Genomic DNA, 25397 nt, shown 5'->3' on the forward strand with positions numbered 1-25397 from the left:
CCGCGCCCGGGCGTTCGCGTGCCTCAATACTTGACACCGGATACTCGCGACCTAATACTCGATTTCGAGTAATCGAGATCGAGGAGTTCTCATGGCCAGGCGCAAGGTCGGCAATCCGCTGGCGTTCGCTGTGCTCGGGTGTCTGGGCGAGCGGCCGATGCACCCTTACGAGATCTCCACGATGCTCAAGGCCCGCGGCAAGGACCAGAGCATCAAGGTCAACTACGGCTCGCTCTACTCGATCGTGTCGGCCCTCGAGAAGCACGGCTTCATCGAGGCGCTGGAGACGGTCCGGGAGGGCAACCGGCCCGAGCGGACTGTCTACCAGATCACCGCGGCCGGCGAGGCCGAGTTCAGCGACTGGCTGACCGAGCTGGTCGGTACGCCGTCGCGCGAGTTCCACCCGTTGGAGGCCGGTCTCGCGTATCTCCCCGCTCTGCCGCCGGATCGTGCCGTCGAGCTGCTCGAGCAGCGGCTCGCGACGGTCGACGCGGAGATCAAGGAGATGACCGCGCTGCACGACGACATGACCGCGAGGGAGTTCCCGCGGATCTTCTGGATCGAGTCGGAGTTCCGGCTGGCGCTGCTCGAGGCGGAGTCGGCGTACGTGCACCAACTCGTCGAGGAGATCCGCACGGACTCGCTCGGCGGCGCGGTGTATTGGCGGCAGGCGTGGAAGCTCTTCTTGGAGAAGGGCATCACGCCGGCCGAGCAGTTGAAGGACCCGGTCAAGTACTTCGGTCAGGAGTTCGCCTGGATGAAGGCGATTCCGCCGGAAGCCCAATAAGAGATGCGGCCCTCGACTCATCGGTGCGGCAACACCAGGAGTCAAGGGCCGCGGTTCCTCGAGTCGGTCCGAAGACCTGGCACCCAAGGCGCACCCATCAGGATAGCCAGCTCGGACCGGCTCCCAGCACACAAGGGAGTCACGTGATGGCTAAGCATGGCCTCGAAGCGGTCGATCTGGTCAAGACGTACCCGGCCGGCCGGAAGAAACCACCTCTGCGTGCGCTCGACGGTCTGACCGTCAGCGTTCCGGAGGGCGTCGTCCTCGGCCTGCTCGGGCCGAACGGCGCCGGCAAGTCCACCACCGTCAAGATCCTCACCACGTTGTCCCGGGCGGACTCCGGTACGGCGCGTGTCGCCGGGTACGACGTTGTTCGCGAGCAGGATCGCGTCCGGCGCACGATCGGGTACGTGCCGCAGAAGTCCAGCTCGGACCCGATGGCCACCGGCCTCGAGAACCTGGTGCTGAGCGGTCGGATCTTCGGGCTGTCCAGGCAAGACGCTGAGCGCCGGGCCGGCGAGTTGCTGGAGCGGTTCGGTCTGGCTGAGCACGGCGGACGCGCGGTGAAGACGTACTCCGGCGGCATGCAGCGCAAGCTGGATGTCGCGCTCGGTCTGGTCCACCAGCCTCGCGTGCTGTTCCTGGACGAGCCGACCACCGGTCTCGACCCGGAGGCGCGCGCCGACCTGTGGAACGAAGTACTGCGGTTGTCCGGCCAGGAGGGACTGACCGTGCTGCTCACCACCCATTATCTGGAAGAGGCCGATCGGCTGGCGGGGCAGCTCGCGATCGTCGACCACGGCAAGATCGTTGCCGAGGGCACCCCGGAGGCGCTGAAGTCGGCGTTGCGCGGCGATTCGGTGCAGGTCGAGCTGGTGGATCCGGATACCGACGGCGATGTGCGGGCATTACTGCGGCAGTTGCCGGGGGTCGGCGAGATTGTTGTCGAGGGCAACACTCTGCGGGGCGCGGGTGGATCGCGGGGCGACCGCGGTTCCCGCCGTACTGGGAGTCCTCGAGGACAAGGCGATTCCGGTCGTTGCGGTGACGGTGTCGCGGCCGTCGCTGGACGATGTCTATCTGCAGCACACCGGTCGTTCGTTCAAGATCGCGGAGGAGGCTGCGTGATGTCTGTTTCAGACACGGGTTTGATCTTCGGCCGGTGGACGCGGGCTTCGTACCGGCAGCCGGCGTTGATCGCGTTCACGTTGATCCAGCCGGCGATCTGGTTGCTGTTGTTCGGGCAGTTGTTCCAGGGCGTCGTGCACATCCCGGGGTTCGGCGATTCGTCGTACATCGCGTTCCTGACACCGGGGATCGTGATGATGACCGCGTTGATGACGAGCGGCTGGAGCGGTACGGCGTTCATCCAGGACATGGAACGCGGCGTGATGGATCGGATGCTGGCGTCACCGGTGAGCCGGGGCGGTCTGATGGCGGGGCAGTTGCTCAGCAACGCATCGACCACGCTGATCCAGACGATCCTGGTGTTCGCGATCGGCTTCGCCGCCGGAGCGCGGTACGACGGCGGGGTCGGCGGCTACCTGATCACGATCGTCGCGTCGATGCTGATCGGGACGGCCTTCGGGTCGCTGTCGAACGCGGTCGCGCTGCTCACTCGTCAGCAGGAGGCGCTGATCGGGATCTTTCAGTTCGTCTCGCTGCCGCTGACCTTCATGTCGTCGATCATGATCGACCCGACGGTCGCGCCGCACTGGATCAACGTGGCAGCCCGCTTCAACCCGGTCGACTGGGCCACGATCGCCGCCCGCGAGTCATTGGCCGCCGGCCCTGACTGGTCGTCGGTCTGGCGGCACTGCGGCTACCTGCTGGCCTTCACGCTGATCGTCGGCTGGCTGTCGACCCGAGCCTTCCGCACGTACCAGCGCTCGGTCTGACCGAGCCCCCGGACCTGTGTCACTGACCAACCTGCGTTTCCATCCAGTCCACGAGCTCACCCGAGCGTGAACCAGCGGGGTCGCACGCAGTTGGTCAGTGGCTCAGATCCGCTTCGGCGTACCAAGGCTTGATCACGTTGTTGATGATGGCGAGGCGTTCGTCGAAGGGGATGAAGGCGGACTTCATCGCGTTGATCGCGAACCAGCGGAAGTCCTCCAGCCCGTAGTCGAACGCCTCCGCCAGCAGGGTGAGCTCGCGGCTCATCGACGTACCGCTCATCAGGCGGTTGTCGGTGTTGACCGTGACCCGGAAGCGCAGCTTGGCGAGTAGGCCGATCGGGTGCTCGGCGATCGACGCGGCCGCGCCGGTCTGCAGGTTGGAGCTCGGGCACATCTCGAGCGGGATCCGCCGGTCCCGGACGTACGCCGCGAGCCGCCCGAGCTCGGCCTTGTCGCCGTCGGTCTCGATATCGTCGATGATGCGTACGCCGTGACCGAGCCGGTCGGCACCGCACCACTGGATCGCCTGCCAGATCGACGGGAGACCGAACGCCTCGCCGGCGTGGATGGTGAAGTGCGCGTTCTCGCGCTGTAGGTACTCGAACGCGTCCAGGTGCCGGGTGGGAGGGTAGCCGGCCTCGGCGCCCGCGATGTCGAACCCGACCACGCCGGCGTCCCGGTACGCGACCGCCAGCTCGGCGATCTCCATCGACCGCGCCTTGTGCCGCATCGCCGTCAGCAACTGCCGAGCCACGATCGGCCGCTCGGCCACCGCCATCCCGTGCTCGAACCCTTCCCGCACCGCGTCCACCACCTGCTCGAGGGTGAGCCCACGGGTCAAATGCTGCTCCGGCGCGTACCGCACCTCGGCGTACACCACGCCGTCCGCCGCGAGGTCCTGCACACACTCGCTCGCCACCCGCTTGATCGCCTCGGCCGTCTGCATCACCGCGACCGTGTGCTCGAACGTCTCCAGATACCGCTCCAGCGACCCCGAGTCGGCCGACTCGACGAACCACGCCCCCAACTCCGGCGCACTCGCCCGCGGCAACGGATGCCCGATCTCCCCCGCCAGCTCCAACACCGTCTCCGGCCTGAGACCCCCATCCAGATGGTCATGCAAAAGAACCTTGGGCGCCGCCTTCAGCTGCTCCGGACTAATCATCCAGCCATCTTCGCAGCGCCCCGGCCCGAATCTGCCCCGCAATGCCCCAGGTTGCCCCGAGATGCCCCGGAAAGGCCCTCGGTTTTCGGGGTGTCGCCGCGAAAGCCTTACTGCCATGAACGACAAGCCGCGCTTCGAGAGCGCCCCTGCCCGATCCGCCCTCCCCGGCTGGTACCCGGACCTGCTCGACCGCATCTCCACGCACGTCGCCACCGGCCGCCGACGTGCCGTCACCGCGGCGAACCGGGAAATGCTCGCGAGTTACTGGTCGATCGGTCAGGAGATCCTGAACCGCCAGCACGAGGAGGGCTGGGGCAGCAAGGTCATCGACCGGCTGTCCACCGACCTCAAGACCCGGTTCCCCGGCGCGGCCGGATACTCGCCGCGCAACCTCAAGTACATGCGAGCCTTCGCTGCCGCCTGGCCGGACCCGGCGTTTGTGCAACGCACCGTTGCACAATTGCCCTGGCGCCACCACGTGGCCTTGCTCGACAAACTCGACGACGCCGAGCTCCGGCTCTGGTACGCCGCTGCCGCGGTCGAGCGCGGGTGGAGTCGTGACGTGCTGGCGTTGCACATCGACGCCCGATTCCACGAGCGGTCCGGGAAAGCGGTGACCAACTTCGCCACGGCGATGCCGCCGGAGCAGTCCGATCTCGCTCAGCAGGCGACCTGCGATCCGTACCTTTTCGACTTCCTCGGCAGCACCGAAGGCTGGCGCGAGCGCGAGCTGGAACAGAAGCTGGTCGAGCATGTCGGGAAGTTCCTGATCGAGCTGGGCCAGGGATTCGCGTTCGTCGGCCAGCAGGTCCGGCTCGAGTTGGACGGCGAGGAGTTCTTCTGCGACCTGCTCTTCTACCACCTCGAACTGCGTTGCTACGTAGTTGTCGAGCTGAAGGCGGTGAAGTTCAACGCAGCGTTCCTGGGTCAGCTCGGTCTCTACATGGCAGTGGTCGATGACGTCCTCGCGAAGGAGGGCGACAAACCGACCATCGGTCTGCTGCTCTGCCGGAACAAGAAGAAGGTCGTCGCGGAGTACGCACTGAAGGGGTTCAAGGCGCCGATCGGAGTGGCGGAGTGGACGGACGCGATCAACGGCTCGCTCCCTGAGGAATTCGAGTCCGCACTGCCGAGCATCGCTGAACTGGAGGCCGAGCTGACCTCCGCCGCAGACGAGGACTGACCGGCCGTAGGGCCTCATTCCCAGGCGGGAATTGAGGGTGTGGAGGTGGGGGCGCACCTTTGGGGGGTGGAGACGATGAGGAGTTATCACATCCAGTACGGCGGTGGGGTTGAGAGTTTGCGGTTGCGGGAGCATCCGGTGCCGGTGCCGGGGGTGGGCGAGGTGCTGGTTCGGGTCAGGGCGAACTCGCTCAGCGCGCGTGAGCTGAACATCCTGCGCGGCCGCTACCCGCTGCCGGTGGCCGACGACATCATCGCCGCGTCCGACGGAGCGGGTGAGGTCGTCGCGGTGGGGACCGGCGTGGATCGTGTCCGGGTCGGCGACCGGGTGATGGCGGTCGTGTTCCAGCGGTGGTTCGACGGCCGCTTCGACCTCGCCCATGCCGACCAGCTCGGTGGTTCGCTCGACGGCCTGCTGACGGAGTACGCCGTACTCGACCAGGAAGGCGTCGTACCGATCCCGGGTCACCTGACGTTCGAGGAGGCGGCGACTCTGCCTTGCGTGGCGGTGACTGCGTGGAACGCTCTGGTCGGCGGGCAAGGTCTGGTGCCGGGTGAGCACGTCCTGACCTTGGGATCGGGCGGAGTGTCACTCTTTGCACTGCAGTTCGCCAAGCTGCTCGGTGCGCGGGTGATCGCGACCGCCGGCAGCGACGAGAAGGCGGCGCGGCTGCTCGAGCTCGGTGCCGATGCGGTCATCAACCACACCCTCACGCCGGACTGGGCGAAGCAGGTACGTGCGCTCACCGACGACCGCGGTGTCGACCACGTCGTGGATGTGGCCGGGACCTTGAACGAGTCGTTGCGGGCCACGGCGACCGGCGGCGAGGTCGCCTTCGTCGGCTCCCTCGGCGGCGCTGACCCGATCGACGCGCGGCTGCTGTTCACATCCTCGGTCACGCTGCGTCCGATCGCCTTGGGACACCGGGCGCACTTCCGGGCGATGAACGAGGCCATCGCCGCAGCCGGCCTGCACCCGGTGATCGACCGGGTCTTCCCGTTCGAGGAGACACCCGAGGCATTCCGTTACTACCTGGGCGGAGGCGGGTTCGGCAAGGTCGTGATCTCGCACGCAGCTTGATCCTCGCGATCCGGCAAACGTCCAAGAATTTGGTCGGTGGCGAGTGGCATGGTGAGGGGATGGTGAAGCGGCTGCGTCGGCGACCTGAGTGGCAGTTCTTTGCCGTGCTGCCGCGAGCTGATTCGAGGTTGGCGGCCGCCTGGTGGGCGCTGCTGCTGGCGCGGGGCGCTCTACCCGCGGTGTTCGCGATCGCGATGGGTTTGGTGGTCGGCGCCGTGCAGCACGGAAGTGCGCTGGCGGGGCCGCTGAGTTTGATGGGTGTGACGTTCGTCTTGCTGCAGGTGCTGACGCCGGTGCATCAGGCCGTCAGCGCCAACCTCGGCAGCCGCGTCTCGGCGTACCTGAATGATCGGCTGGCTGAGGCCTGCGTCGGGCCGCCGGGGATCGGGCACCTCGAGGATCCCGGACTGAGTGAGGATCTGACCGTTGCTCGGGAGTTCGATCACGGGCAGACCGGGCCGCCGATGTATCTGAACGTCGATTTCGTCGCGGGCAGCCTGGTTGAGCTGGTCGGCGGGGCCGCGTCCGCGGTGGTGCTGTTCGGGTTCAGCTGGTGGGCGCCGCTGCTGCTCGTTGTCGCCTGGGGGTCGACGCATTGGCTGCTCCGCGAGAGCGGTGTCTGGAAGGACCGGAACACGGCTGAGGTCCGGTCGGCCCAACGGCATGCCAAGTACGCCTACGAGTTGGCGGTCGAGCCCGATCCGGCGAAGGAACTGCGGCTGTTCGGCCTTGCGGACTGGACCGTGCAGCGCTTCACCGAACGACGTCGGCGGCTGTTCGAGTTGCAGTACGCCGCAACCCGTTTGCGGGAGCGACCAATGATCTGGAGCCTGCTGATCATCGCCGTCGCCAACGGGCTCGTCTTCTGGGCCCTCGGGGCGGCGGCGATCGACGGCCGGCTGGAGCTCGGTCGGCTGGTCGTGTTCGCCCAGGTCGCGATCGGCGTCGGCATGATCGCGTTCGGCGGCCTGAACTGGGCGCTCGACGGAGCAGCCGCGCCGGTCGCCGCCGTACACCGGCTGGAGCCCGCGATGGCGCCGGCCGGTGCGCTGACGCCCGGAACCCTCAACGTTCCGCGCGGCGCTGTCGAGCTCGATCTCCGCGGACTGAGTTTTCGTTATCCACAGGCGGCGCAGCCCGTGTTCGACGGGCTCGACCTGACCATCCCAGCCGGCTCGTCGCTCGCGGTCGTCGGTCAGAACGGTGCCGGCAAGACCACCCTGGCCAAGCTGCTCTGCCGGTTGTACGACCCGGACGCCGGCACGATCCGCATCGACGGCGTCGACCTGCGCGACCTCGACGTCGACGCTTGGCGGACGCGAGTCGCCGCAGTCTTCCAGGATTTCCTCAAGCTCGAGCTGCCCCTGCGGGACAACGTCGCACCGGGCGGCGCGCCCGAGGCGGACATCCGCGCCGCGCTCGCCGACGCGGGTGCCGATCAACTGGCCGACCTGGACACCCGGCTGGCCACGGGGTACGGCGATGGCACCGATCTCTCCGGCGGTCAGTGGCAGCGCGTCGCCTTGGCGCGGGCGCTCTGCGCAGTCCGGCAGGGCGCCGGCCTCGTTCTGCTCGACGAACCGACGGCACAGCTGGACGTTCGCGGCGAGGCGGCGATCTTCGACCGGATTCTGACTGCGACCCGCGACGTCACCACGATCCTCATCTCGCACCGGTTCTCGACTGTTCGGCATGCCGACCGGATCTGCGTCCTGGAGCACGGTCGCGTCATCGAGCTCGGCAGCCACGACGAGCTGATGCTCCTCGGCGGGCGGTACCGGACGATGTTCGACCTGCAGGCGAAGCGCTTCGCGGCCGAGGTCGACGAGGAAGGGCTGAGCTATGACACGCTCTGAAGTCGAGGAGCCGAAGGCCCTCGCCGCGATGTGGCGGCTCTGCAAGCTGGGCTACCAGCACGAGCCGTGGCTGCTGGTCGCCGCCCTCCTGATGACGCTGCTCGCTGCGCTCCCGGATGCGCTGCTCGCGTTGTGGCTGAAGGTCCTGGCTGACGGCGTACTGGACGACGACCGGCGAGCGACCTTGCTCGCCGCGACCGGTCTCGCGGTGTCCGTGACGGCGACCTGGTTCCTGCGGACGCTCTCGACCCGGATCTCCCGACGCTTCCGCGACCGCGTGACGATCATGCTCGAGGCCCACGTCGCGCGGTTGCAGGCATCCGTCGCCACGGTCGAGCACCACGAACGGCGCGACTACCTGGACCGCCTGTCCGTACTGCGCAAACAGGTCTTCGTGCTCGACCACATGTACATGTCACTGTTCTCGACCTGCGGCTGGATCCTGCGCCTCGGCGTGACCGTCGTCCTGCTGATGTCGATCGATCCCGCCCTCGCACTCCTGCTGGTGTTCGCACTGCCGACGGTCGTCAGCTCCAGCTGGCGTCCCGGCGTCGAGCGTCGGGTCGAGGAGCGGTACGCCACCCACAGTCGCCTGGCCGATCACTTGTTCAAGACCGCGACGACACCCGCGCCTGGCAAGGAGGTTCGTGTCCTCGGCATCGGTCGTGACCTTGTGGATAACCGTCGCCACGAGTGGGAGCAGTGGTACGGGCCGATCGCCTCTGCCCGTTGGGTCAGTGCCGGCTGGCACGCCGTTGCCTGGGCCGTGTTCGGCGCCGCGTACGTCGGTGCGGTGTTGTTCGTGGCGGTCGGATTGGACGGCTCGGTCGGCGACGTGTTGCTGATCCTCGCGGCCGGCGCGCGGTTGTCGGCGTACGTCGGCGCGACTGTCGGCGAGATCGGCTTCCTGCGGGGGATCTGGCTCGACGGGTCGCGGCGGCTGGTTTGGCTGGAGAACTACGCGGCCTCGTTGGACAGCAGCGCCGATCTCCCCGCACCCGAACGACTCGCCGACGGCATTCGGTTGGAGCACGTCTCCTTCACGTACGCCGGATCCGACCGGCCCGCGTTGGAAGACGTCAACCTGCAACTGCCCGCGGGCAAGGTGATCGCGGTCGTCGGCGAGAACGGCGCGGGCAAATCCACCCTGGTGAAGCTGATCTGCAAGCTGTACGAGCCGACCGACGGACGCGTGCTGCTCGACGACCAGCCGCTGGACCGGATCGCGACCGAGGCGTGGCGGGAGAAGATCGCGGGTGCCTTCCAGGACTTCTTCCGGTTCGAGTTCCGCGCGGCGCACAGCGTCGGACTGGGTGATCTGCCGCGGCTGGACGACGTACCGGCTGTCACTACCGCGGTTGGTCGGGCCGGCGCCGAGGATGTTCTGGAGCGGCTCGAGTCGGGGTTGGACACCCAGCTCGGTTCCACCTGGCCGGACGGGGCGGAGGTCAGTTTCGGGCAGTGGCAGAAGCTCGCGCTGGCGCGGGGCTTCATGCGAGACCGGCCGCTGCTGCTCGTGCTGGACGAGCCGACCGCTGCGCTGGACGCCGAGACCGAGCATGCGCTGTTCGAGCGGTACGCAGCTGCGGCCAAGGACAGCACCGACGGCCGGATCACGATCCTGGTCTCACACCGGTTCTCGACGGTGCGGATGGCCGATCAGATCGTGGTCCTGGACGGCGCCCGGGTGGTCGAGACCGGTACGCACGACGAGCTGATCGCCCTCGACGGGCAGTACGCCGAGCTGTACCGGATCCAGGCCGCGTCGTACCACTAGGTCGGGAGGCAGGCAGTCAGTTGATCTTGAAGACCGGGACGCCGGGGGCGATGTGGTGCAGGACCTCGTCGGGGGAGTCCTTCGTGACGTCGCCGCTGAAGAACGTGCCGACCTCCCAGGCCCACTTCTTCAGGTACAGCCGGAGGGCGGGGATCTTGTCGGCGTCGGCGAGCTCCTCGGCGTGGAACGTCTCGACCTTGCCGCCGAGCTGCAGCCGGCCGGTGCCGCTGGCGCGTAGGTTCTTCACCCACTGAGTGTGGCCGCGCGGCGCGACCAGGTAGCGCTGGCCGTCGATGACCAGCAGGTTGACCGGGGTACTGCGCCACTCGCCGGACTTCCGGCCCTGGACCGACAGCACCCGGCTGCCCATCAGGCTCAGACCCAGCTTCGTCATCCGGGCGACGATCTTGTTGAAGACGCGCATGCTGCCCTCGGAGGAGGTGATGACGCGCTTGCTGTCGTAGGTCTGCTTGTACTCCGTCATGGCGGCGACTCTTTCTGCTTTGCGAGAGCGGTGCTCTCTGTTGTGATCAGTCAACATCAGATCGCTGATCCTTGTCAAGAGCACTGCTCTCGATTCTGTGGCACACTGGCTGCATGAACGCCGGACGTACTGCCCGTGAACGTGCCCGGGCCGAGCTGACCGAGGAGATCAAGGGCGCCGCACGCCGGCAGCTCGCGACCGTCGGGGCGGAGGCGCTGTCGCTGCGCGCGGTCTCCCGCGAGCTCGGCATGGTCTCGTCGGCGCTGTACCGGTACTTCCCTAGCCGCGACGAGCTGCTGACCGCGCTCATCATCGACGCGTACGACGCACTCGGCGAGGCGGCCGAGGCCGCTGCGGGCGGGGACGACCTGCTGGCGGAATGGGTTGCGATCTACACCGCGGTCCGCGACTGGGCCCGCGCCCATCCACAGGAGTACGCGCTGATCTACGGCTCACCGATCAGCGGCTACAAGGCACCCCAAACGACGGTGGAGCCGGCGATCCGGGTGCCGCTGCTGCTGCTCGGGCTCTTGCAGCGGGCTCAGGCTTCGGGGCGGTTGTCGCCGCCGAGCGACGCACCCGAGCCTTCAGGCTTGCTCGCGCAGCAGACCGAGGTGTTGGTGCCGTTGGCACCGGATCTTCCGCCGGCGGTGCTGGTGCGGACCGTCATCGTGTGGACGCAGCTCTTCGGCATGCTCAGCTTCGAACTGTTCGGTCAGCTGGTCGGCTCGATGGATCCGGCCGACGAGTTCTTCGAGTCGGCGTCGCGCCAGATGGCCGCGTTCGTGGGCCTTACCTGAACGCCTTCGGCAGCGGTAGGTCGACGGCGCGCGCAACCCGGCGTACGTAGGTCTCCCGCGGGATCGACACCGCGCCGAGCGTGGCGAGGTGGTCGGTGACCCATTGGATGTCAAAAACCCGGTCGGCGGCGTACTCGTCGTTCAGCAGTTCGATCGTCCCGGCCACCGCCGCCTTCGAGCCGTCGGTCTTGTGGTGGAACATCGACTCGCCGGCGAACAGTCCGCCGATCGCGACGCCGTACAGCCCGCCGGCCAGCTCGTCGCCGTCCCAGGCCTCGACCGAATGCACCCAGCCGAGCCGATGCAGCTCGGTGTACGACGCGATGATGTCGCGGTCGATCCACGACCCCGGCCGGCGCGGATCCGCACAGGCGCGGATGACCTGGTCGAACGCGGTATTCACCCGGATCTCGAACTTCGCCCGGGCCCGCCGCAGCGAGCGGGAGGGCTCGTAGCCGGCGATATCGATCACGCCACGGTCGACCGGCGACCACCACAGGATCGAGCCGCGGTGGTCCGGCATCGGGAACAGCCCCCGCCGGTACGCCGCCAGCACGGTGCCCGGAGCCAGGTCCGCACCACCCGCGACCACATCACTCGCCCCGGCGACCCCGACGGGCGGGAACTCCCAGGGCGACGGGACAGGTTCAACTGGCACGAGACCATCCTGGACCATCCGGATCCCCAGGCCATCACAATGTGCCCATCGGCGCCGAGTCACGCGGGGCGCGGCCGACGGGCTGGGATTGTGATGGCCTGGCGATCCACCTAGGGGACACCAAGGGTTTCTCCCGAGTGGCGAGGATCGGGGAGGCACGTACAGTTGAAGCACGTCCGGGTTCTTACGCGTGGGGCCGGGCGGGAAGGAGCACCGTGGCCGGAGTAGCCAGGTTCGTCGCCAGTAGTCTCGCGCCCGCCGCCCAGAGGTTCGCTCCGGCGGCCGCGGGTGGTGTGCTGCGCCAGATTCTCGAGATCGCGATCGACGGGTACCAGCGGTTCCCCGGCGCGGAGCGGATCGCGGAGAACAAGCTCGAGCGGTGCGGCGGCGACGCCAAGCTCGCGATCGACGCGGTGATCGACCAGCACATCCGGCTGGCCGGCGTACAAGGTTTCGCGACCGGTCTCGGCGGTCTCGTCACGCTCCCGGTCTCGTTGCCTGCGAACCTGACCGGTATCGCGATCGTCCAGGCCCGCATGGTGGCCTCGATCGCACACCTGCGCGGGTACGACCTGGACGATCCACGCGTCCGGACCGCGGTCATCACCTGCCTGCTCGGCGAGGAGGGTGTCGCCGACCGGTTGAGGAAGGCGAGCCTGCCGACGTCGCCGATCGCGATCGCGACCGCCCCGGTGTTCGACCCGGAGTTGGACCGGCACGTCTCGAACGAGGTCGTCGCCGAGCTGATCGCCCGGATCAGCGGCAAGAAGATGGCGCTCACGATCACCCGTCGCATCCCGCTGCTCGGCGGTGCTGTCGGCGCCGGTGTGGACGGCTGGTCGACGTACCGGGTGGGTCAGTTCGCCGACAAGAGCCTGATCCGGCGGATCCGGCGCCCGATCGAGCCGTGACGGCATCGTTCTGGGGACCCACCCTGGACTGCCCTGATCCGGTGGCGCTCGCGGAGTTCTACCAGCGGGTGGCCGGAGGCGAGCTGGCGGTCGCATCGGAGAACTTCGCAGAGCTGCGGTTTCCCACGTTCAGCCTGGGCTTCCAGCGGGATCTGAACCATCGCGCGCCAACCTGGCCGGATCCACGAGTACCGCAACAGTGCCATCTGGACTTCATGGCAGAGGATCTGGACGCCGAGCAGGCCAAGGTCGTCGCGGCCGGCGGGCGTCCGAGCGCCATGCAGCCCGAGCCTGGGACCTTTCGCGTTTTCCTGGATCCGGCCGGTCATCCGTTCTGCTTGACGACCTGGCGGACGCCGAGCGGTCCGGCTCCATCACGCTAGCCGGTCGGCCGGCTCCCTCCGGGTCTGCGGGAGTCTGGCGCGGGTGGTGTCGTCGGCGGGAGTCTCGACGAACAGGACCAGGTCCGGGTGGGCGGGGATCGCCAGCTCGGTGACGGTGAAGTGCAGTTCGCCGACCACTGGGTTGACGATGTGGCGCTCGCGCGGCGTACAGGCTGCTACTTCGTGGCGGGACCACAGCCGCGTGAACTCGGGGCTGATCGCCTGCAGCCGCTCGAGGTCGGTCTCCCAGTCCGGGTCGCCGATGTGTTCGGCGTACGCCGAGCGGAGGCGGCCGACGATGTACGGGACCTCGGTGTCGTAGTTCAGCAATTGGGCGCGGGCGGCCGGCTCGGTGATGATGCACCAGAGCAGGTTCTTGTGAATGCAGGGCAGCTGGTGCCAGTCGTGGAACAGGTCGTTGTACGCACGGTTCGCCCGGATGATGTCGAATCGCGTGTTGGTGATCAGCGCGGGCAGCGGGTCGAGCGCCTCCACGATCTCGGCGAAGACCGCCTCGCTGGCGCAATCCGTCGTACGCGGTAGTCGCATCGGCGTCGCCTCGGCTAGGCGGTACAGATGCTCGCGTTCGACCGGGCTGAGCTTGAGCGTCGTCGCGACGGCGTCGAGCACCTGGCCGCTGGCGTTGATCGGCCGTCCCTGCTCGAGCCACGTGTACCAGGTCACGCCGACGCCAGCGAGTTGCGCCAGCTCCTCCCGCCGCAACCCAGGCGTACGCCGCCGCCCGCCCCCAGGCAGCCCGACGTCCTCGGGCGCAACCCGCGCCCGACGCGCCTTCAAGAACTCCCCAAGCTCAGCCCGCTGCGCACTCACCCACCCAGTCTGACCCGCTCCACCGACAGTTTTAGCCGTGGACCACTTGCTCACCCGACGCTGTCGCGGCGAAGTCACACTCCAGAGGTTCCGTCGAGACGGCCAGTTCTTCCTGCCGGGCACGGGGTGCCCTCGAGCGGCTGAACGGCGCGCAGACCAACCCGGCGCAAGCCGTCCAGTTCCGCGCACCTCCGGGCACCTCCGGGCACCTCCGGGCACCTCCGGGCACCTCCGGGCACCTCCGGGCACCTCCGGGCACCTCCGGGCACCTCCGGGCACCGCCCCGGCACCGCCCCGGCACCGCCCCGGCACCGCCCCGGCACCGCCCCGGCACCGCCCCGGCACGTCCGGGCACGCCGACGGAGACGCGACGAGTAACGTCGACAGATCTGGAGCGGAAGTGGCGAGGCGTTAGCCGGCGAGGGCCTGGACGACTCGGCTTGGGGAGGGCTTGCCGAGCTGGTCGGCCATCCAGATGCTGGTTTCGACGAGTTTCTGCAGGTCGACGCCGGTCTGGATGCCTAGGCCGTCGAGCTGCCAGAGCAGGTCCTCGGTGGCGAGGTTGCCGGTCGCGCTCTCGGCGTACGGGCAGCCGCCGAGGCCGCCGGCGGAGCTGTCGACCGTGGTCACGCCGTCGCGGAAGGCGGTCAGGGTGTTGGCCAGCGCTTGGCCATAAGTGTCGTGGAAGTGCACGGCGAGCTTCTCGACGCCGACCCCGGCCGCACCGAACGCGGTGATCAGCGCAGTAACGTGGCCGGGGGTGGCGACGCCGATCGTGTCTCCGAGGGAGAGTTCGTGGCAGCCGAGCTCAACCAGACGCGCGCCGACCTTGACGACCTGGTCGATCGGTACGTCGCCCTCCCACGGGTCGCCGTAACACATCGACACGTAGCCGCGGACCGACAGCCCTTCCGCCAGTGCGCGCTGGATGGTCGGCGTGAACATCGCGAACTGGTCGTCGAGCGTGGAGTTGAGGTTGTTGGCCGCGAACGTCTCGGTGGCGCTGGCGAAGATCGCGATCTCCCGTACGCCGGCCGCCAGCGCACGGTCGAGCCCGCGCTCGTTCGGGACCAGCACCGGCGCGCGGACGCCTTCCGGCAGGTCGAGTCGCTCGAGCAGTTCGGCGGCGTCGGCCAGCTGCGGGACCCATTTCGGGTGCACGAAACTCGTGGTCTCCACAGTCGTCAACCCCGCGTCGACGAGCCGGTTGATGAACTCGGCCTTGACCGCGACGTCGACGATCGCCGACTCGTTCTGCAACCCGTCCCGCGGCCCGACCTCGTAGATCGTGACCCGGTCCGGCAACCCCTCGGCCTTCACCAGCTGCGGTTTCCGCATCGTGCTGCCTCCGTGGCGTCTGAGCGTGACACGGGATCTCCGCGACAATGCTCGTGATGACAACTCTCGCTGACATTCTGCGTGGCGTCGAAAACGGCGTCTTCCCGGCCCCGGACCTCGGCGTCAGCGTCGTACCGGCTCCGTCGGAACGCGAGTCCGCCGTGGTTGCGTTCACCGGTCACGTCGTCATCGCCGCAGACGTGAGCCCGTCGTGGGTCGCCGAGCAGGTCCCGGCGGGCGACCTGGCCGCGCCGACCAACCCGCCGTTCCTGACGGCTCTGGCCGAGCTGACCGGCCGCCGCGTCAGCTCGAATGACGCCATGCTCCTCGCCCCCGCCATCACGGACCCGGCCGAACGCGCCGAGGTCATCAAGGACCTCACCGTCCTCACCGACCACAGCCATCCCCGCGTCCAGCGGGCGCTGGAGTATCGAACCGACGTTCAGGTGTACGCCGACGTCCACGGCGGCCTCGTGATCATTGGCCACGGCCTCGCCGACCGCATCGAATGCGCCATCGAGCTCCCCGACGCCCACCAAAACCAAGGTCACGGCCGCCACCTGGCCCGCGTCGCCCGAACCCTGATCCCCCCGAACACCTCGATCTGGGCCCAGATAACCCCCGGCAACGCCGCCTCCCTCCGAGCCTTCCTGGCCGCCGGCTACAAGCCCGTAGGTTCCGAGGCCCTGCTGGTCAAGTGACCAAGAAGTGAACAAGTAGGGCATTGTTGCTGACAGCACCGAAATGCACAGCTGTGGAAAACCCTGGGGATAGTTGGGTCAGGGTGTGCGGCGGTGGTAGCCGAACTCGGTGTTGTTGTAGAGGTCGGTGCGGTAGATGCCGTGGATGATTTCGGCTTCGTAGCCGTCCAGTTCGGGCATATCGAGGCCGCGGGCGATGGCCAGCTCGGCCTGGGCGTCGTACGGGACTCGGACGAATTGGATCGAGAACGGCGCGGGGTCGGGTGAGTCGATGACGCCTTCGAGGATCACATAGATCGGTGTCGGGTCGCCGAGGCTGTTGCCGACCGAGCCCGTGTTGAACAGCGTGCGGCCGCGGTCCTCCTCGAAGTACGCGTCGTGGATGTCGGCGTACCCGACCACCGACGGCACCGGCCCGTCGCCGGTGGCCGGTGTGTTCTCGAAGAAGCTCAGGTACTGCGTTTCGTCGTGATCGAACGAGATCCGGTGGTGAACGCTCTTCGACGAGGCGTGGAACAGCCGCACCTGCCGACCGCTCATCAGGAAGTCGTGGGAGAACGGCAGCGCTCGCAGCCAGGCCCACTGATCCTCACGCAACTCGTTCTTCCACCACCTGAGCGCTTCGCGGTCGTGGACGCGGTCGGGATCGGGGAGGAGGTCGTCCCAGTTCCCGAGGATGTTCACCTCGCAGACCTCGCGGCACCGATCCACCACCGCCTGGCCCCGTGGACCCTTCCCGACGTTGTCGCCGAGGTTGAAGATCCGCGTGATCCCGCGGGCCGAGATGTCGGCCAGGACCGCCTCCAGCGCTGTCAGGTTCCCGTGCACGTCGGAGATCAGCGCAATCCGGTCCATCGGATCATGCTTTCATCCGCCGAAACGACCGCCGTGGGCCGGGCCCGGAAGCGCTGGACAGCGTAGGCCGGGGCTGGCAGCGGTGGGCGGTGCAGGCCGGGCCCGGAAACGCCGGGCGGCGCGGGGCGGTGAAGGCCCGGCCTGGAAGCTCCGGGTGGCCTCGAAGCCCTGGGCAGTCAGGGCGGTCAGGGCGGAGCAGTAGTGCGGGCGGGGGATGGGGATCAGCGGGCGCCGGTTGGGCCGGCGGGTTCGGGGGTGCGCTGGTGCGCGGGTGGGTTGGTGCGGTGGGAGCGGGAGCCTGAGCGGCCGGACATTGGGCCGCGCGCGGAGGCCGGGGTGATTGCGCCGCCTCCGGACTCGCCGGCCGAGTGCGCGGCCGCTCCGGCCAAGGAGCCCCCGGCCTTCCGTGCGGCTGCGAGTCCGATGCCCGCCGGTCCCGCGACCGCTCCGGCTGCCTTCGCGCCGACCGTCTGCGCACCGGTCGCGCCGGACGCACCAGACGCACCAGACGCACCTGCTCCGGCACCGCCGCCGGCCGAGCTGCCGGCGCCTCGTCCGCTGCCGAATCCCGCGCCGGAGCTGCCGATGTTGATCGCACCGGTCGCCATCCCACCGGGATCCGCCACGGAACTGCCCATCCCGGCGCTTCCGCCGGCCACAGCCGCGGTGAGCGGAACCATGAAGCGCATCAGCGCCGGCAGCGCGAAGATCGCGAGCAGCAGCATCATCATCCCGCCCATCGCCTGCACCACGCCGGCACTCGCGCTCGACGGCTGGTCGTGAGCCATCTTCATGGCCGCCGCGTAGACCAGCGCCGCCGCAGGCTTGTACGCGACGAAGGCCAGCGACCAGCCACAGAACTTCTTGAACCAGTTCCGCCCGATCTCCGTGTTGGTCGCGGCAGCCGCCAACGGGAACGCTCCGGCGAGCAAGACGAGCATGGCCGAGCGGATCAGCATCAGGACGATCTGGACCGCCGAGGCGACGATCACCGCCAGGCCGGTCATGATCGCTACGAACGAGGGCATCGTCGTCGCGAACAGATCGTGCGCCGAGCTCCCGCCGCCGAAGGCCGCCTGCAGCTTCATGCCGCCGGCCACGTGATCGATGACGTCCACCGAGAACGCGTCCGACCACGACGCCAGCACCTGCAGCGTGGCAGTCCCGGCCGCCCCCACCAGCACGAAAGTCACGACGGCTTTCAGCAGCTCCTGCAACGGTCGTGCTCGTTGCTCCCAGGCGATCCTCATCCCGGCCACGAGCACCGCGACGACGAAGACGGCTGCCGTGACGCTGAGCAGATTGCTCTGCAGAAACTCGACGGTGCCGCTGTTCGTCCAGGAGTCGCCGTGCTGCGTGCCCAGCAGATCCGGGGTGGCCGGCTTCAGCCAGAACGTCATCGCGTTCAGCGTGTTCAACGCGCCGTCGGTGATCGCTTGCTGGAGCTGGTCCATCGCATTGGTCGCGACCGACTGGAAGCCGTCCTGGATGTAACAACCGAGGTCCATTTTTCCGCACATCAGACACCACTCCAGGCAACGAAGTCGGACAGGTCACGGTGCTGGGCGAACGGCGCGCCGACCGGCTCGCCGGCCACCGGTGGTTGCAGGCGCCAGTCGCCGTCATGCCAGACGAGCGTCAGCGTGAGACTCATGTACGCCGAGTTGACCGAGGTGGCGAGCATCAGGCTGACGCGATCGGGACTGGCGTCGATGACGCGGTACCCGGCGAGCTGCGGCACGGTGTAGCCGCTGGCCGACTGATCGGTCTGCAGCTCGTGGATCAGCGCGTCCGTGCCAGGGCCGGGCACCATCAGTTTGCGTGCCGTCGCAACCACCTTGTCCTGGTCGGCCATCGCGGCGTACGCGCTGTAGGCGGCATACACCGCGCCGGTCGGCGAGTGGGCGAAGCACCGGCGGAACCCGTCGGCGTCCGTCCTGGCCGGGCCAAACCCGGACGAACGCGGTACGACGATGCGGCTGCTCACCTCCCAGCCGTCCACCGCGGGCGGCTGCTGCGGAACCGACTGATCGCCAGCACTGCGATTGCAGCCGGTGGAGTTGACGGAGCGGGAGTTGACCGGTGTCGCAGGCGCTGCCGGCTCCGAACGAGCAGGCTCGGTCGGCACCACAGCTTGCTGCTTGGCCTGAGCGGCCGGCGAGGCGGCAGAGCCGGACGACCCGAAGCTCCCGATCAGCAACACCGCGCCGCAGACCACCACCGCGCCGATGACGATGCTCGCCGCGATGAACCCGCGGCCGAACGGTGACTGTTCTTCGCTGCTGTCGCTCATCTGACTCCCCGATCCGCCGGTGGACAACCTCACGGGAGAAGCCTGGCAAAAATCGCCGAACCGCCGCGGAAGTTATCCACAGGCCCTTCGTGGGCCCTGACTCCGCGCTAGACCAGATGGTTCGTTACGCTCAAGGGGCTTGCGATTGGCGGTCGATCTGTAGCCGAAGAGTCACCCCGTGTAGCGAAGTGACCTAGTCAGCTAATAGAGTCCGCGCATGACCATCGCGCCTTCGCTTTGCTCGCCCCTAGCGCTCGCCGATGCAGAACCCACTCGCGCCGCCGAACCCTGGGAAAGCGACGTGCTGACGGCCTACGGGCTGCTGCGAGAAGCAGCAGCCGAGCTGGATCAGCTGATGCGCCATTCTCTGAAGCGCAGTGGACTGCAAATGGCAATGTTCGAACTGTTGCTGCGGCTTGCCCGCAGCCACGGGGAGAAGCAGCGTTTGACCTCCCTTGCCCGGGAGCTGACCGTCACCACCGGCGGCATCACCCGCTTGGTGGACCGAGCCGAGAACCTCGGCCTGGTACGCCGGGAGCCCTGTCCCGACGACGCCCGCGGCTCGTTCGCCGTCCTGACCGAGGAGGGGAAGCGGCGGTTGCGCGAAGCACTGCCGGACCACCTGCTCGAGATCGACAGCCTCTGGATGTCCCAGCTGGCCGACGAGCGGGACCTCGTCCTCGGCAAGCTCCGCCGGGTCCGGGACAACGCCCGCCGCTGGCCGAACGGCCGGCCCGGGCTCGGACCCATCACCCCTGACCGAATCTGAACGATCATTACCCGCGACTAACGAATGGGGCGCCCGGCTGGTGTCGGGCGCCCCGTCGCGCAATTGTTGAGAAGTGAAGCAACAAGCTGACCCGAAGGCCCCCAGCGGTACCAGGTGGCGGGGAGCCGTCGGCGGCATCCTCGCGGCACTCGCAGGACTCGCGGTCGGCAGCGTGGCGGCCGGGATCCTCGGCACCCCGCAGACGCCCGTCGTGGCGATCGGATCGGCGTTCATCGACCGGGTGCCGCCGTGGCTCAAGGACCTCGCGATCTCGTGGTTCGGCACCCACGACAAGACCGCGCTCCGGGTCGGCATCCTGATCGTCGTGGTGATCCTCGCCGCGGTCGGCGGGATTCTCGCCGTACGGCGTTATTGGGCCGGCGCCCTGATCACGATCGGGCTCAGCGCTGTCGCGATCGCCGCCGCCTTCACGCGCGCGGACTCCGGGCAGACCGGATTCCTTCCGTCGGCGTTGGCCGGCGGCACCGCGCTCATCATCCTGCGCATGTTCAGCCGTCGGCTCGAACCGCTCATCGATCATCCCGACGACGCCGTGAGCCGGCGCGGGTTCCTGCAGCTGTCGGGTGGGGTCGCGCTCGGCTCCGCCGCGTTCGCGCTGCTCGGCAAGGTCGTCGGCGGGAACCGCGCCGCGGTCGCCTCCGCGCGCAAGCAGCTCCAGCTTCCGCAGCCGCCGTCCCTCACTCCGCCGGCCGGCGTTCAGGCCGATGGCGCCGTACCGTGGGCGACTCCGAACGACGACTTCTACCGCATCGACACCGCGCTCTCCGTGCCGCAGATCGCCCCCGCGGACTGGAAGCTGCGCATCCACGGGATGGTCGACCGCGAGCTCACGCTGTCGTTCGACGACCTGCTGAAACGGCAGGTTATCCACAAGTGGGTGACGTTGACCTGTGTGAGTAACGAGGTCGGCGGCGACCTGATCGGGAACGCTCTCTGGTCCGGCGTAGTACTGAAGGACCTGCTCGAGGAGGCCGGACCCTCCAAGGACGCGGACGCGATCCAGTCGACGTCGAAGGACGGATTCACTGCCGGTACGCCGCTGCCGACGTTGCTCGACGATCGGCAGGCGATGCTCGCGTTCGCGATGAACGGACAGCCGTTGCCGGTCGAGCACGGGTTCCCGGTCCGCATCGTCGTACCCGGGCTGTATGGCTACGTGTCGGCGACGAAGTGGCTGGTGGACATCGAGGTGACGCGGTTCGACCAGTTCCAGGGGTACTGGACGCCGCGTGGGTGGTCCGAGCTCGGACCGATCAAGCTGTCGTCGCGGATCGACGTACCCGGCGGCAAGAAGCTCGACCCGGGTCCGGTGACGGTGGCCGGGGTGGCGTGGGACCAGCACGTCGGTGTGTCGAAGGTCGAGGTCCGGGTCGATGGTGGCCCATGGCAACAAGCGACGCTGGCGACGGACGCGTCGATCGACACCTGGCGGCAGTGGCACTGGACCTGGGACGCGCCACGCGGCAATCACGTCCTGCAGGTGCGGGCGACCGACGACAAGGGCAACGCACAGGTCGAGTCCTCCGCGCCCCCGGCCCCGAACGGAGCGACCGGCCTGCACACCGTCAACGTGAAGGTCGGCTGACCGCTTCCAGGACCATCGGCAGGAAGGTGCGCTCGAGCTCGCCGGGCGGTAATTCGCGGGGCTCGAGGAGACTCTGTGAGCGGGCGCCTTCGTGCAGGGCGATGACCAGGCGGACGAACCGTTCCGCCGGGACGCTCAGGGTGAGCCCGCTCGTCTCGACGATCTGCTCGACCAACTTCGTCAGGCTGTCGCGGAACATCGCGCGCTGCTGGTTGAGCGCCCGCGCCGCCTCCGGATCGCGGAGTGCGTGCAGGGTGAACTCGGTGGAGATCAGATGCCACTGCCGCTCGTCCGGCGCGGTCTCGTCGAGCAGGCCAAGTACGGCGTCGAGCAGCGTGCCGGGCTGAGTCGCCAGCTCGGGGAGCAGCGCCTCGATCTGCTCGAGCAGCCGGTCGGTCGTGGCCTGGAAGAGCGCGAGGACCAGCTCGTCCTTGGAGGCGAAGTTCGAGTAGAACGCGCCGCGGGTAAAGCCGGCGCGCTCGCAGATGTCCTCCACCGACGCGCCGTGGAACCCGCGCTCGGCGAACACCTCCACCGCGCCTTCGAGCAGACGGGCCCGGGTGTTGGAGCGGCGGCGCTTGGACGTTTCCATACGAGTAGGATACAGTTCTGTATTGAATACACAATCGTATTGAATCGGGGAACGCAGGATGGAGCTCGAGGCCACCAGGATCAGCGTGCAGGGTCCGCACGCGACGATGCTGCACGCCACGTCGGTGTCGGTCGCAGATCATCAGGTGGTGCTGCTGACCGGATACCCGGGTGCTGGGCACGTTGCGGCCGCGCTGGCTCTGTCCGGGCGGCTGAAGCCGGACACCGGGACAGTGCGGCTCGACGGCCAGACTGACCCGGCTCTCCTTCGGCGCCGGGTCGCCGTGGTCGACGCGCCAGGTATTACCGAGCCCGATGACGCTCTGCCGGTTCAGACGGTTGTGGGCGAGGAATTGGCCATCGCCGGTCGCAAGGCGGGCCGGAAGGCCGTGCTGGAGTGGCTGGACGAGCATGACGCCGCAGAACATGCCGGCAAGCGGTTCGAGCACCTGCCGGTCGCAGTACGGACCAGACTGCTCGCGGAGCTCACCGTGGCGCGCCCCGACGTACAGGTGGTCATTCTGACCATGCCGGATCGACATGGTGGTGATCCGCACGGGTGGTTCGCGCTGGGACGCGATCTGGCGGCACAGGGGTACGGCGTGATCATCACGTGCGCTGACGCGTCCGCCCGGCTGCTGGACGTGAAGGCGGCGCAGCTGGGCGAGACGGATCAGCCTGACCCGGTGCAGGTCACTGCGATCGCTCCGGTTGCTCCGATCGATGCAGTCGAGGAGGAGGACGAGTGACCGCGCTGCGGATGGCTCTGAGCGAGTTGCGGCGTCTGACGGCCGGGCGGCTGCCCAAGCTGGCCGTGGTCGCGCTGCTGCTGGTGCCTGTGCTGTATGGCGGGCTGTACCTGTACGCGAACCACGATCCGTACGGCCGGCTGGACAAGATCCCGACGGCGGTCGTCGTCGAAGACGCTGGTACGACGCTGGCGACCGGCGAGAAGCTGAACGTCGGACCGGAGGTCGCCGCAGAGCTGGTGAAGTCCAAGAGCTTCGACTGGCACAAGGTCGACCGTGCGGAGGCGACGTCGGGGGTGTCGGACGGGACGTACGAGTTCGCACTGGTACTGCCGAAGTCGTTCTCGTCCGATCTTGCGTCGAGTGCGGAGTTCACGCCGCGGCAGGCGCAGCTGGAGCTCCTGACGAACGACGCCAACAACTACATCGCGCACACGATCGCGAATCAGGTCGTTGCGCAGGTGACGAAGACCGTGGCGTCAGAGGTGAGTGAGACCGCGGCGTCGCAACTGCTGGCCGGGTACAACACCATCCACAAGCAGGTGGGGTCTGCGGCTGCTGGTGCCGCCCAGCTGGAGAAGGGGCTCGCGTCGGCGGCGACTGGGGTCGGCAAGTTGCAGACTGGCGCTGCCCAGCTCAACGCTGCGCAGAAGCAGTTGTCGGCTGGTGCGACGCAGTTGGCGACGGGTACTGCGCAGGCGTCGCAGGGGGCGAGCTCGCTGGCTGCCGGCGCTTCCAAGCTGGACAACGGTCTGGGTACGTTGCAGCGGAAGACGGCGGCGTTGCCGAAGCAGACAAGGTCGTTGGCCGCCGGCGCGGATCAGGTTGCCGATGGCAACGAGAAGATCGCAGGCACTGGGAAGCAGGTCGCGACCGCATCCAGCACGTTGGTGAAGAACCTCTCGACGTTCGACGGCCAGCTCGCTGCGCGATTGAAGGCGCAGGGCTTCAGCCAGCATCAGATCCGCGAAGTTCTGCTGGAAACGGCGAAGCTGCGCGCTCCCGTCGTACAGGCGAACACCAAGATCCAGTCGACGTCGAAGCAGCTCAACCAGCTCGCCGTCGGCGCACGGAAGGTGTCGAACGGCGCGGCGGCGCTGGCGGACGCGACTCCTGCGCTGACGAGTGGAATCCGTACGGCGGCTGATGGGGCGGATCAGCTCAGCAGTGGTGCTGGTCAGCTCAAGACCGGGCTGGGGAGTTTGCAGACCGGTGCGCAGCAGCTCGCGGCCGGGGAGAAACAGGCCGTGGTCGGACAGGGGCAGTTGCTGACCGGCGTGAACAGTCTTGCCACCGGCGTGGGTCAGCTGAAGACCGGTGCAACGCAGCTGAACACCGGCCTGGCCAAGGGCGTCAAGCAGATCCCCAACCCGTCTGCCGACCAGCGCAAGGCTGTTGCCGAGACGTTGGGAGCGCCTGTCACCTTGCAGAACGTCTCGCAGGCGACGGCCGACAGCTACGGCGCCGGTCTGGCGCCGTTCTTCCTCAGTCTGGCTTGCTGGATCGGTGCGTACGTACTGTTCCTGCTCGTCCGGCCGCTGTCGCCGCGGGCACTCGCTGCACTGCAATCGCCGTTCCGCGTTGCCCTCGGCGGTTGGTTGCCTCCGGCCCTCTTCGGCGCGATCCAGGCGACGCTCGTGTTCGTCGCCGTCGTCCTCGGCCTGGGGATTCACGCTGCGCATCCGTGGCTGACGGTCGGCTTCCTGATCCTGACGTCGTTCACCTTCGTCGCGATCCTGCACGCGCTGTCGGCCTGGTTCGGCGCTGTGGGCAAGTTCCTCGGTCTGGTGCTGATGGTCGTCCAACTGGTGAGCGCCGGCGGTACGTTCCCGTGGCAGACCATCCCGGAGCCGTTGTACTTCTTCCACCACGCACTCCCGATGAGCTACGCCATCGACGGCGTACGACACCTCATGTACGGCGGACCCGGCACGTCCCTCGGCCGCGACCTCCTTGCGCTGGGAGCATGGTTCGCCGTAGCACTCGCCGCGTCGACCCTGGCCGCCCGCAAACAACGCGTCTGGCCCGCCAAGAAACTCCAACCAGAATTGGTGCTCTAGATGGAAGACCTGGTTCGTACCGCAGGAGAACGCGAGATCCTGGAGGCGTTCCTGGAGTCACATCGGGAGGTCACGGCAGACAAGCTCCGGGGCCTCTCCGAGACGGATGCACGCCGCCGGCTGGTGCCGTCGGAAACCACGCCGATCGGTTTGGTCAAGCACCTCACCGGAGTCGAACGCAACTGGTTCCAGCACATCCTCGCCGGCCGCCCCCGCGCCGAGATCTCCGGCGAGTCACGCGGCGGCCCCGACAGCTGGCAGGTGTCCGACACCGAGACGATCCCCGGCGTCATCACAGCCTTCGAAGAAGCCTGCGCCGAGTCCCGCCGAATCACCGCCGCCCTACCCCTCGACCACCAGGTCCCCCACCCCGCCGGCGGCGAGGTATCCCTCCGCTGGATCTACACCCACCTCATCCGAGAACACGCCCGCCACAACGGCCACGCCGACATCCTCCGCGAACAACTGGACGGCACCACCGGCGCCTAGCTTGCTAACGGCAACTAATCTGTCGAGTCGTGAGAAGCGGCTGCGTTTCACGGCCATTCCCCACGACTGGGTGTTCCCACCAGGAGCCTCCGTCGTCCGCAGGGCATCCGCCAAGCACTCGATCGCGCGATCA

24 protein-coding genes are annotated in these 25397 nt (G+C 68.0%); 15 read left to right on the forward strand and 9 right to left on the reverse strand.

What is annotated here, in order from left to right; all coding sequences use genetic code 11:
* Positions 1-91 precede the first annotated feature (91 nt).
* Entirely contained in the window at positions 92-787 is a 696-nt protein-coding gene (locus EV653_RS26240; protein WP_134106325.1) for a PadR family transcriptional regulator, read from the forward strand.
* A 146-nt stretch (positions 788-933) separates the two neighbouring features.
* Positions 934-2685, forward strand: coding sequence for an ABC transporter ATP-binding protein/permease (locus EV653_RS42270; RefSeq protein ID WP_238160090.1), 1752 nt, complete (start codon positions 934-936; stop codon positions 2683-2685).
* A gap of 94 nt (positions 2686-2779) precedes the next feature.
* On the opposite strand, the gene EV653_RS26255 is transcribed toward EV653_RS42270, so the two are convergent.
* Positions 2780-3850: an adenosine deaminase gene (locus tag EV653_RS26255; protein WP_134106327.1), complete on the reverse strand. Its 1071-nt coding sequence runs from the start codon at positions 3848-3850 to the stop codon at positions 2780-2782.
* Positions 3851-3965: 115 nt separating this feature from the next.
* Between EV653_RS26255 and EV653_RS26260 the strand changes: the two genes are divergently transcribed.
* The 4 genes from EV653_RS26260 to EV653_RS26275 all read left to right on the forward strand — a co-directional run bounded on the left by EV653_RS26260 (position 3966) and on the right by EV653_RS26275 (position 9746).
* On the forward strand, positions 3966-5033 hold the full coding sequence (locus EV653_RS26260; protein WP_134106328.1) for a PDDEXK nuclease domain-containing protein: 1068 nt from the start codon (positions 3966-3968) through the stop codon (positions 5031-5033).
* 75 nt (positions 5034-5108) lie between these two features.
* The gene (locus EV653_RS26265; RefSeq protein WP_134106329.1) at positions 5109-6113 is read left to right on the forward strand and encodes a zinc-dependent alcohol dehydrogenase family protein; all 1005 of its coding nucleotides are present in this window, start codon (positions 5109-5111) and stop codon (positions 6111-6113) included.
* Between the two features lie 59 nt (positions 6114-6172).
* Entirely contained in the window at positions 6173-7969 is a 1797-nt protein-coding gene (locus EV653_RS26270) for an ABC transporter ATP-binding protein (protein ID WP_134106330.1), read from the forward strand.
* Positions 7956-9746, forward strand: coding sequence for an ABC transporter ATP-binding protein (locus EV653_RS26275; protein WP_134106331.1), 1791 nt, complete (start codon positions 7956-7958; stop codon positions 9744-9746). Before EV653_RS26270 ends, EV653_RS26275 begins: the two co-directional genes overlap by 14 nt.
* Before the next feature lie 16 nt (positions 9747-9762).
* Here EV653_RS26275 and EV653_RS26280 read toward each other — a convergent pair whose 3' ends face one another.
* Positions 9763-10230, reverse strand: coding sequence for a nitroreductase family deazaflavin-dependent oxidoreductase (locus EV653_RS26280; RefSeq protein WP_134106332.1), 468 nt, complete (start codon positions 10228-10230; stop codon positions 9763-9765).
* A gap of 113 nt (positions 10231-10343) precedes the next feature.
* Here EV653_RS26280 and EV653_RS26285 point away from each other — a divergent pair, with 113 nt between their 5' ends.
* Positions 10344-11030, forward strand: a complete 687-nt coding sequence (locus EV653_RS26285; protein WP_134106333.1) for a TetR/AcrR family transcriptional regulator — start codon at positions 10344-10346, stop codon at positions 11028-11030.
* Here the strand turns inward: EV653_RS26285 and aat are convergent.
* Positions 11023-11688 carry a leucyl/phenylalanyl-tRNA--protein transferase gene (gene aat / locus EV653_RS26290; RefSeq protein WP_134106334.1) on the reverse strand — a complete coding sequence of 222 codons (666 nt, stop codon included), beginning with the start codon at positions 11686-11688 and terminating at the stop codon, positions 11023-11025. The two genes, EV653_RS26285 and aat, sit on opposite strands and share 8 nt — an antisense overlap.
* A 215-nt stretch (positions 11689-11903) precedes the next feature.
* Here aat and EV653_RS26295 point away from each other — a divergent pair, with 215 nt between their 5' ends.
* Positions 11904-12599 (forward strand): EcsC family protein, encoded by a 696-nt coding sequence (locus EV653_RS26295; RefSeq protein WP_134106335.1) that lies wholly within the window; start codon positions 11904-11906, stop codon positions 12597-12599.
* Positions 12596-12982 carry a VOC family protein gene (locus EV653_RS26300; RefSeq protein WP_134106336.1) on the forward strand — a complete coding sequence of 129 codons (387 nt, stop codon included), beginning with the start codon at positions 12596-12598 and terminating at the stop codon, positions 12980-12982. Before EV653_RS26295 ends, EV653_RS26300 begins: the two co-directional genes overlap by 4 nt.
* Here EV653_RS26300 and EV653_RS26305 read toward each other — a convergent pair.
* Positions 12974-13813 carry a helix-turn-helix transcriptional regulator gene (locus tag EV653_RS26305; protein ID WP_134106337.1) on the reverse strand — a complete coding sequence of 280 codons (840 nt, stop codon included), beginning with the start codon at positions 13811-13813 and terminating at the stop codon, positions 12974-12976. The genes EV653_RS26300 and EV653_RS26305 overlap by 9 nt on opposite strands.
* 411 nt (positions 13814-14224) lie before the next feature.
* A complete protein-coding gene (locus tag EV653_RS26310; protein ID WP_134106338.1) occupies positions 14225-15151 on the reverse strand; it encodes a hydroxymethylglutaryl-CoA lyase in 927 nt (308 codons plus the stop codon).
* Between the two features lie 56 nt (positions 15152-15207).
* Here EV653_RS26310 and EV653_RS26315 point away from each other — a divergent pair, with 56 nt between their 5' ends.
* On the forward strand, positions 15208-15852 hold the full coding sequence (locus tag EV653_RS26315; RefSeq protein ID WP_134106339.1) for a GNAT family N-acetyltransferase: 645 nt from the start codon (positions 15208-15210) through the stop codon (positions 15850-15852).
* Positions 15853-15930: 78 nt separating this feature from the next.
* Here EV653_RS26315 and EV653_RS26320 read toward each other — a convergent pair whose 3' ends face one another.
* The 3 genes from EV653_RS26320 to EV653_RS26330 all read right to left on the reverse strand — a co-directional run bounded on the left by EV653_RS26320 (position 15931) and on the right by EV653_RS26330 (position 19000).
* Positions 15931-16707, reverse strand: a complete 777-nt coding sequence (locus tag EV653_RS26320) for a metallophosphoesterase family protein (protein WP_134106340.1) — start codon at positions 16705-16707, stop codon at positions 15931-15933.
* A gap of 221 nt (positions 16708-16928) precedes the next feature.
* Positions 16929-18215, reverse strand: a complete 1287-nt coding sequence (locus tag EV653_RS26325; RefSeq protein WP_238160092.1) for a hypothetical protein — start codon at positions 18213-18215, stop codon at positions 16929-16931.
* 11 nt (positions 18216-18226) lie between these two features.
* Complete coding sequence (locus EV653_RS26330; protein ID WP_134106342.1) at positions 18227-19000, reverse strand: hypothetical protein; 774 nt, start codon at positions 18998-19000, stop codon at positions 18227-18229.
* A 217-nt stretch (positions 19001-19217) separates the two neighbouring features.
* Here EV653_RS26330 and EV653_RS26335 point away from each other — a divergent pair, with 217 nt between their 5' ends.
* Positions 19218-19769 carry a MarR family winged helix-turn-helix transcriptional regulator gene (locus tag EV653_RS26335; RefSeq protein ID WP_238160094.1) on the forward strand — a complete coding sequence of 184 codons (552 nt, stop codon included), beginning with the start codon at positions 19218-19220 and terminating at the stop codon, positions 19767-19769.
* Positions 19770-19842: 73 nt separating this feature from the next.
* Positions 19843-21375: a molybdopterin-dependent oxidoreductase gene (locus EV653_RS26340; RefSeq protein WP_134106343.1), complete on the forward strand. Its 1533-nt coding sequence runs from the start codon at positions 19843-19845 to the stop codon at positions 21373-21375.
* Here the strand turns inward: EV653_RS26340 and EV653_RS26345 are convergent.
* Complete coding sequence (locus EV653_RS26345) at positions 21356-21967, reverse strand: TetR/AcrR family transcriptional regulator (protein WP_134106344.1); 612 nt, start codon at positions 21965-21967, stop codon at positions 21356-21358. The genes EV653_RS26340 and EV653_RS26345 overlap by 20 nt on opposite strands.
* Positions 21968-22025: 58 nt before the next feature.
* Here EV653_RS26345 and EV653_RS26350 point away from each other — a divergent pair, with 58 nt between their 5' ends.
* Genes EV653_RS26350 through EV653_RS26360 form a run of 3 tightly spaced genes read left to right on the forward strand, consistent with a single transcriptional unit; the run spans position 22026 to position 25264 of the window.
* Positions 22026-22715: a hypothetical protein gene (locus tag EV653_RS26350; protein WP_134106345.1), complete on the forward strand. Its 690-nt coding sequence runs from the start codon at positions 22026-22028 to the stop codon at positions 22713-22715.
* Positions 22712-24775, forward strand: coding sequence for a YhgE/Pip domain-containing protein (locus EV653_RS26355; RefSeq protein WP_134106346.1), 2064 nt, complete (start codon positions 22712-22714; stop codon positions 24773-24775). The genes EV653_RS26350 and EV653_RS26355 overlap by 4 nt, the downstream gene beginning before the upstream one ends.
* A complete protein-coding gene (locus EV653_RS26360; protein WP_134106347.1) occupies positions 24776-25264 on the forward strand; it encodes a DinB family protein in 489 nt (162 codons plus the stop codon).
* Positions 25265-25397 lie beyond the last annotated feature (133 nt).

Source organism: Kribbella pratensis, assembly GCF_004365355.1.
In the GTDB taxonomy this organism is placed as follows: domain Bacteria; phylum Actinomycetota; class Actinomycetes; order Propionibacteriales; family Kribbellaceae; genus Kribbella.

What these genes read in the sequence shown, in the direction of transcription:
- EV653_RS26240 (WP_134106325.1), top strand. Translation starts at nt 92, where the DNA reads ATGGCCAGGCGCAAGGTCGGCAATCCGCTGGCGTTCGCTGTGCTCGGG.
- EV653_RS42270 (WP_238160090.1), top strand. Translation starts at nt 934, where the DNA reads ATGGCTAAGCATGGCCTCGAAGCGGTCGATCTGGTCAAGACGTACCCG.
- EV653_RS26255 (WP_134106327.1), bottom strand. Translation starts at nt 3,850, where the DNA reads ATGATTAGTCCGGAGCAGCTGAAGGCGGCGCCCAAGGTTCTTTTGCAT.
- EV653_RS26260 (WP_134106328.1), top strand. Translation starts at nt 3,966, where the DNA reads ATGAACGACAAGCCGCGCTTCGAGAGCGCCCCTGCCCGATCCGCCCTC.
- EV653_RS26265 (WP_134106329.1), top strand. Translation starts at nt 5,109, where the DNA reads ATGAGGAGTTATCACATCCAGTACGGCGGTGGGGTTGAGAGTTTGCGG.
- EV653_RS26270 (WP_134106330.1), top strand. Translation starts at nt 6,173, where the DNA reads ATGGTGAAGCGGCTGCGTCGGCGACCTGAGTGGCAGTTCTTTGCCGTG.
- EV653_RS26275 (WP_134106331.1), top strand. Translation starts at nt 7,956, where the DNA reads ATGACACGCTCTGAAGTCGAGGAGCCGAAGGCCCTCGCCGCGATGTGG.
- EV653_RS26280 (WP_134106332.1), bottom strand. Translation starts at nt 10,230, where the DNA reads ATGACGGAGTACAAGCAGACCTACGACAGCAAGCGCGTCATCACCTCC.
- EV653_RS26285 (WP_134106333.1), top strand. Translation starts at nt 10,344, where the DNA reads ATGAACGCCGGACGTACTGCCCGTGAACGTGCCCGGGCCGAGCTGACC.
- EV653_RS26310 (WP_134106338.1), bottom strand. Translation starts at nt 15,151, where the DNA reads ATGCGGAAACCGCAGCTGGTGAAGGCCGAGGGGTTGCCGGACCGGGTC.
- EV653_RS26315 (WP_134106339.1), top strand. Translation starts at nt 15,208, where the DNA reads ATGACAACTCTCGCTGACATTCTGCGTGGCGTCGAAAACGGCGTCTTC.
- EV653_RS26320 (WP_134106340.1), bottom strand. Translation starts at nt 16,707, where the DNA reads ATGGACCGGATTGCGCTGATCTCCGACGTGCACGGGAACCTGACAGCG.
- EV653_RS26325 (WP_238160092.1), bottom strand. Translation starts at nt 18,215, where the DNA reads ATGGACCTCGGTTGTTACATCCAGGACGGCTTCCAGTCGGTCGCGACC.
- EV653_RS26330 (WP_134106342.1), bottom strand. Translation starts at nt 19,000, where the DNA reads ATGAGCGACAGCAGCGAAGAACAGTCACCGTTCGGCCGCGGGTTCATC.
- EV653_RS26335 (WP_238160094.1), top strand. Translation starts at nt 19,218, where the DNA reads ATGACCATCGCGCCTTCGCTTTGCTCGCCCCTAGCGCTCGCCGATGCA.
- EV653_RS26345 (WP_134106344.1), bottom strand. Translation starts at nt 21,967, where the DNA reads ATGGAAACGTCCAAGCGCCGCCGCTCCAACACCCGGGCCCGTCTGCTC.
- EV653_RS26350 (WP_134106345.1), top strand. Translation starts at nt 22,026, where the DNA reads ATGGAGCTCGAGGCCACCAGGATCAGCGTGCAGGGTCCGCACGCGACG.
- EV653_RS26360 (WP_134106347.1), top strand. Translation starts at nt 24,776, where the DNA reads ATGGAAGACCTGGTTCGTACCGCAGGAGAACGCGAGATCCTGGAGGCG.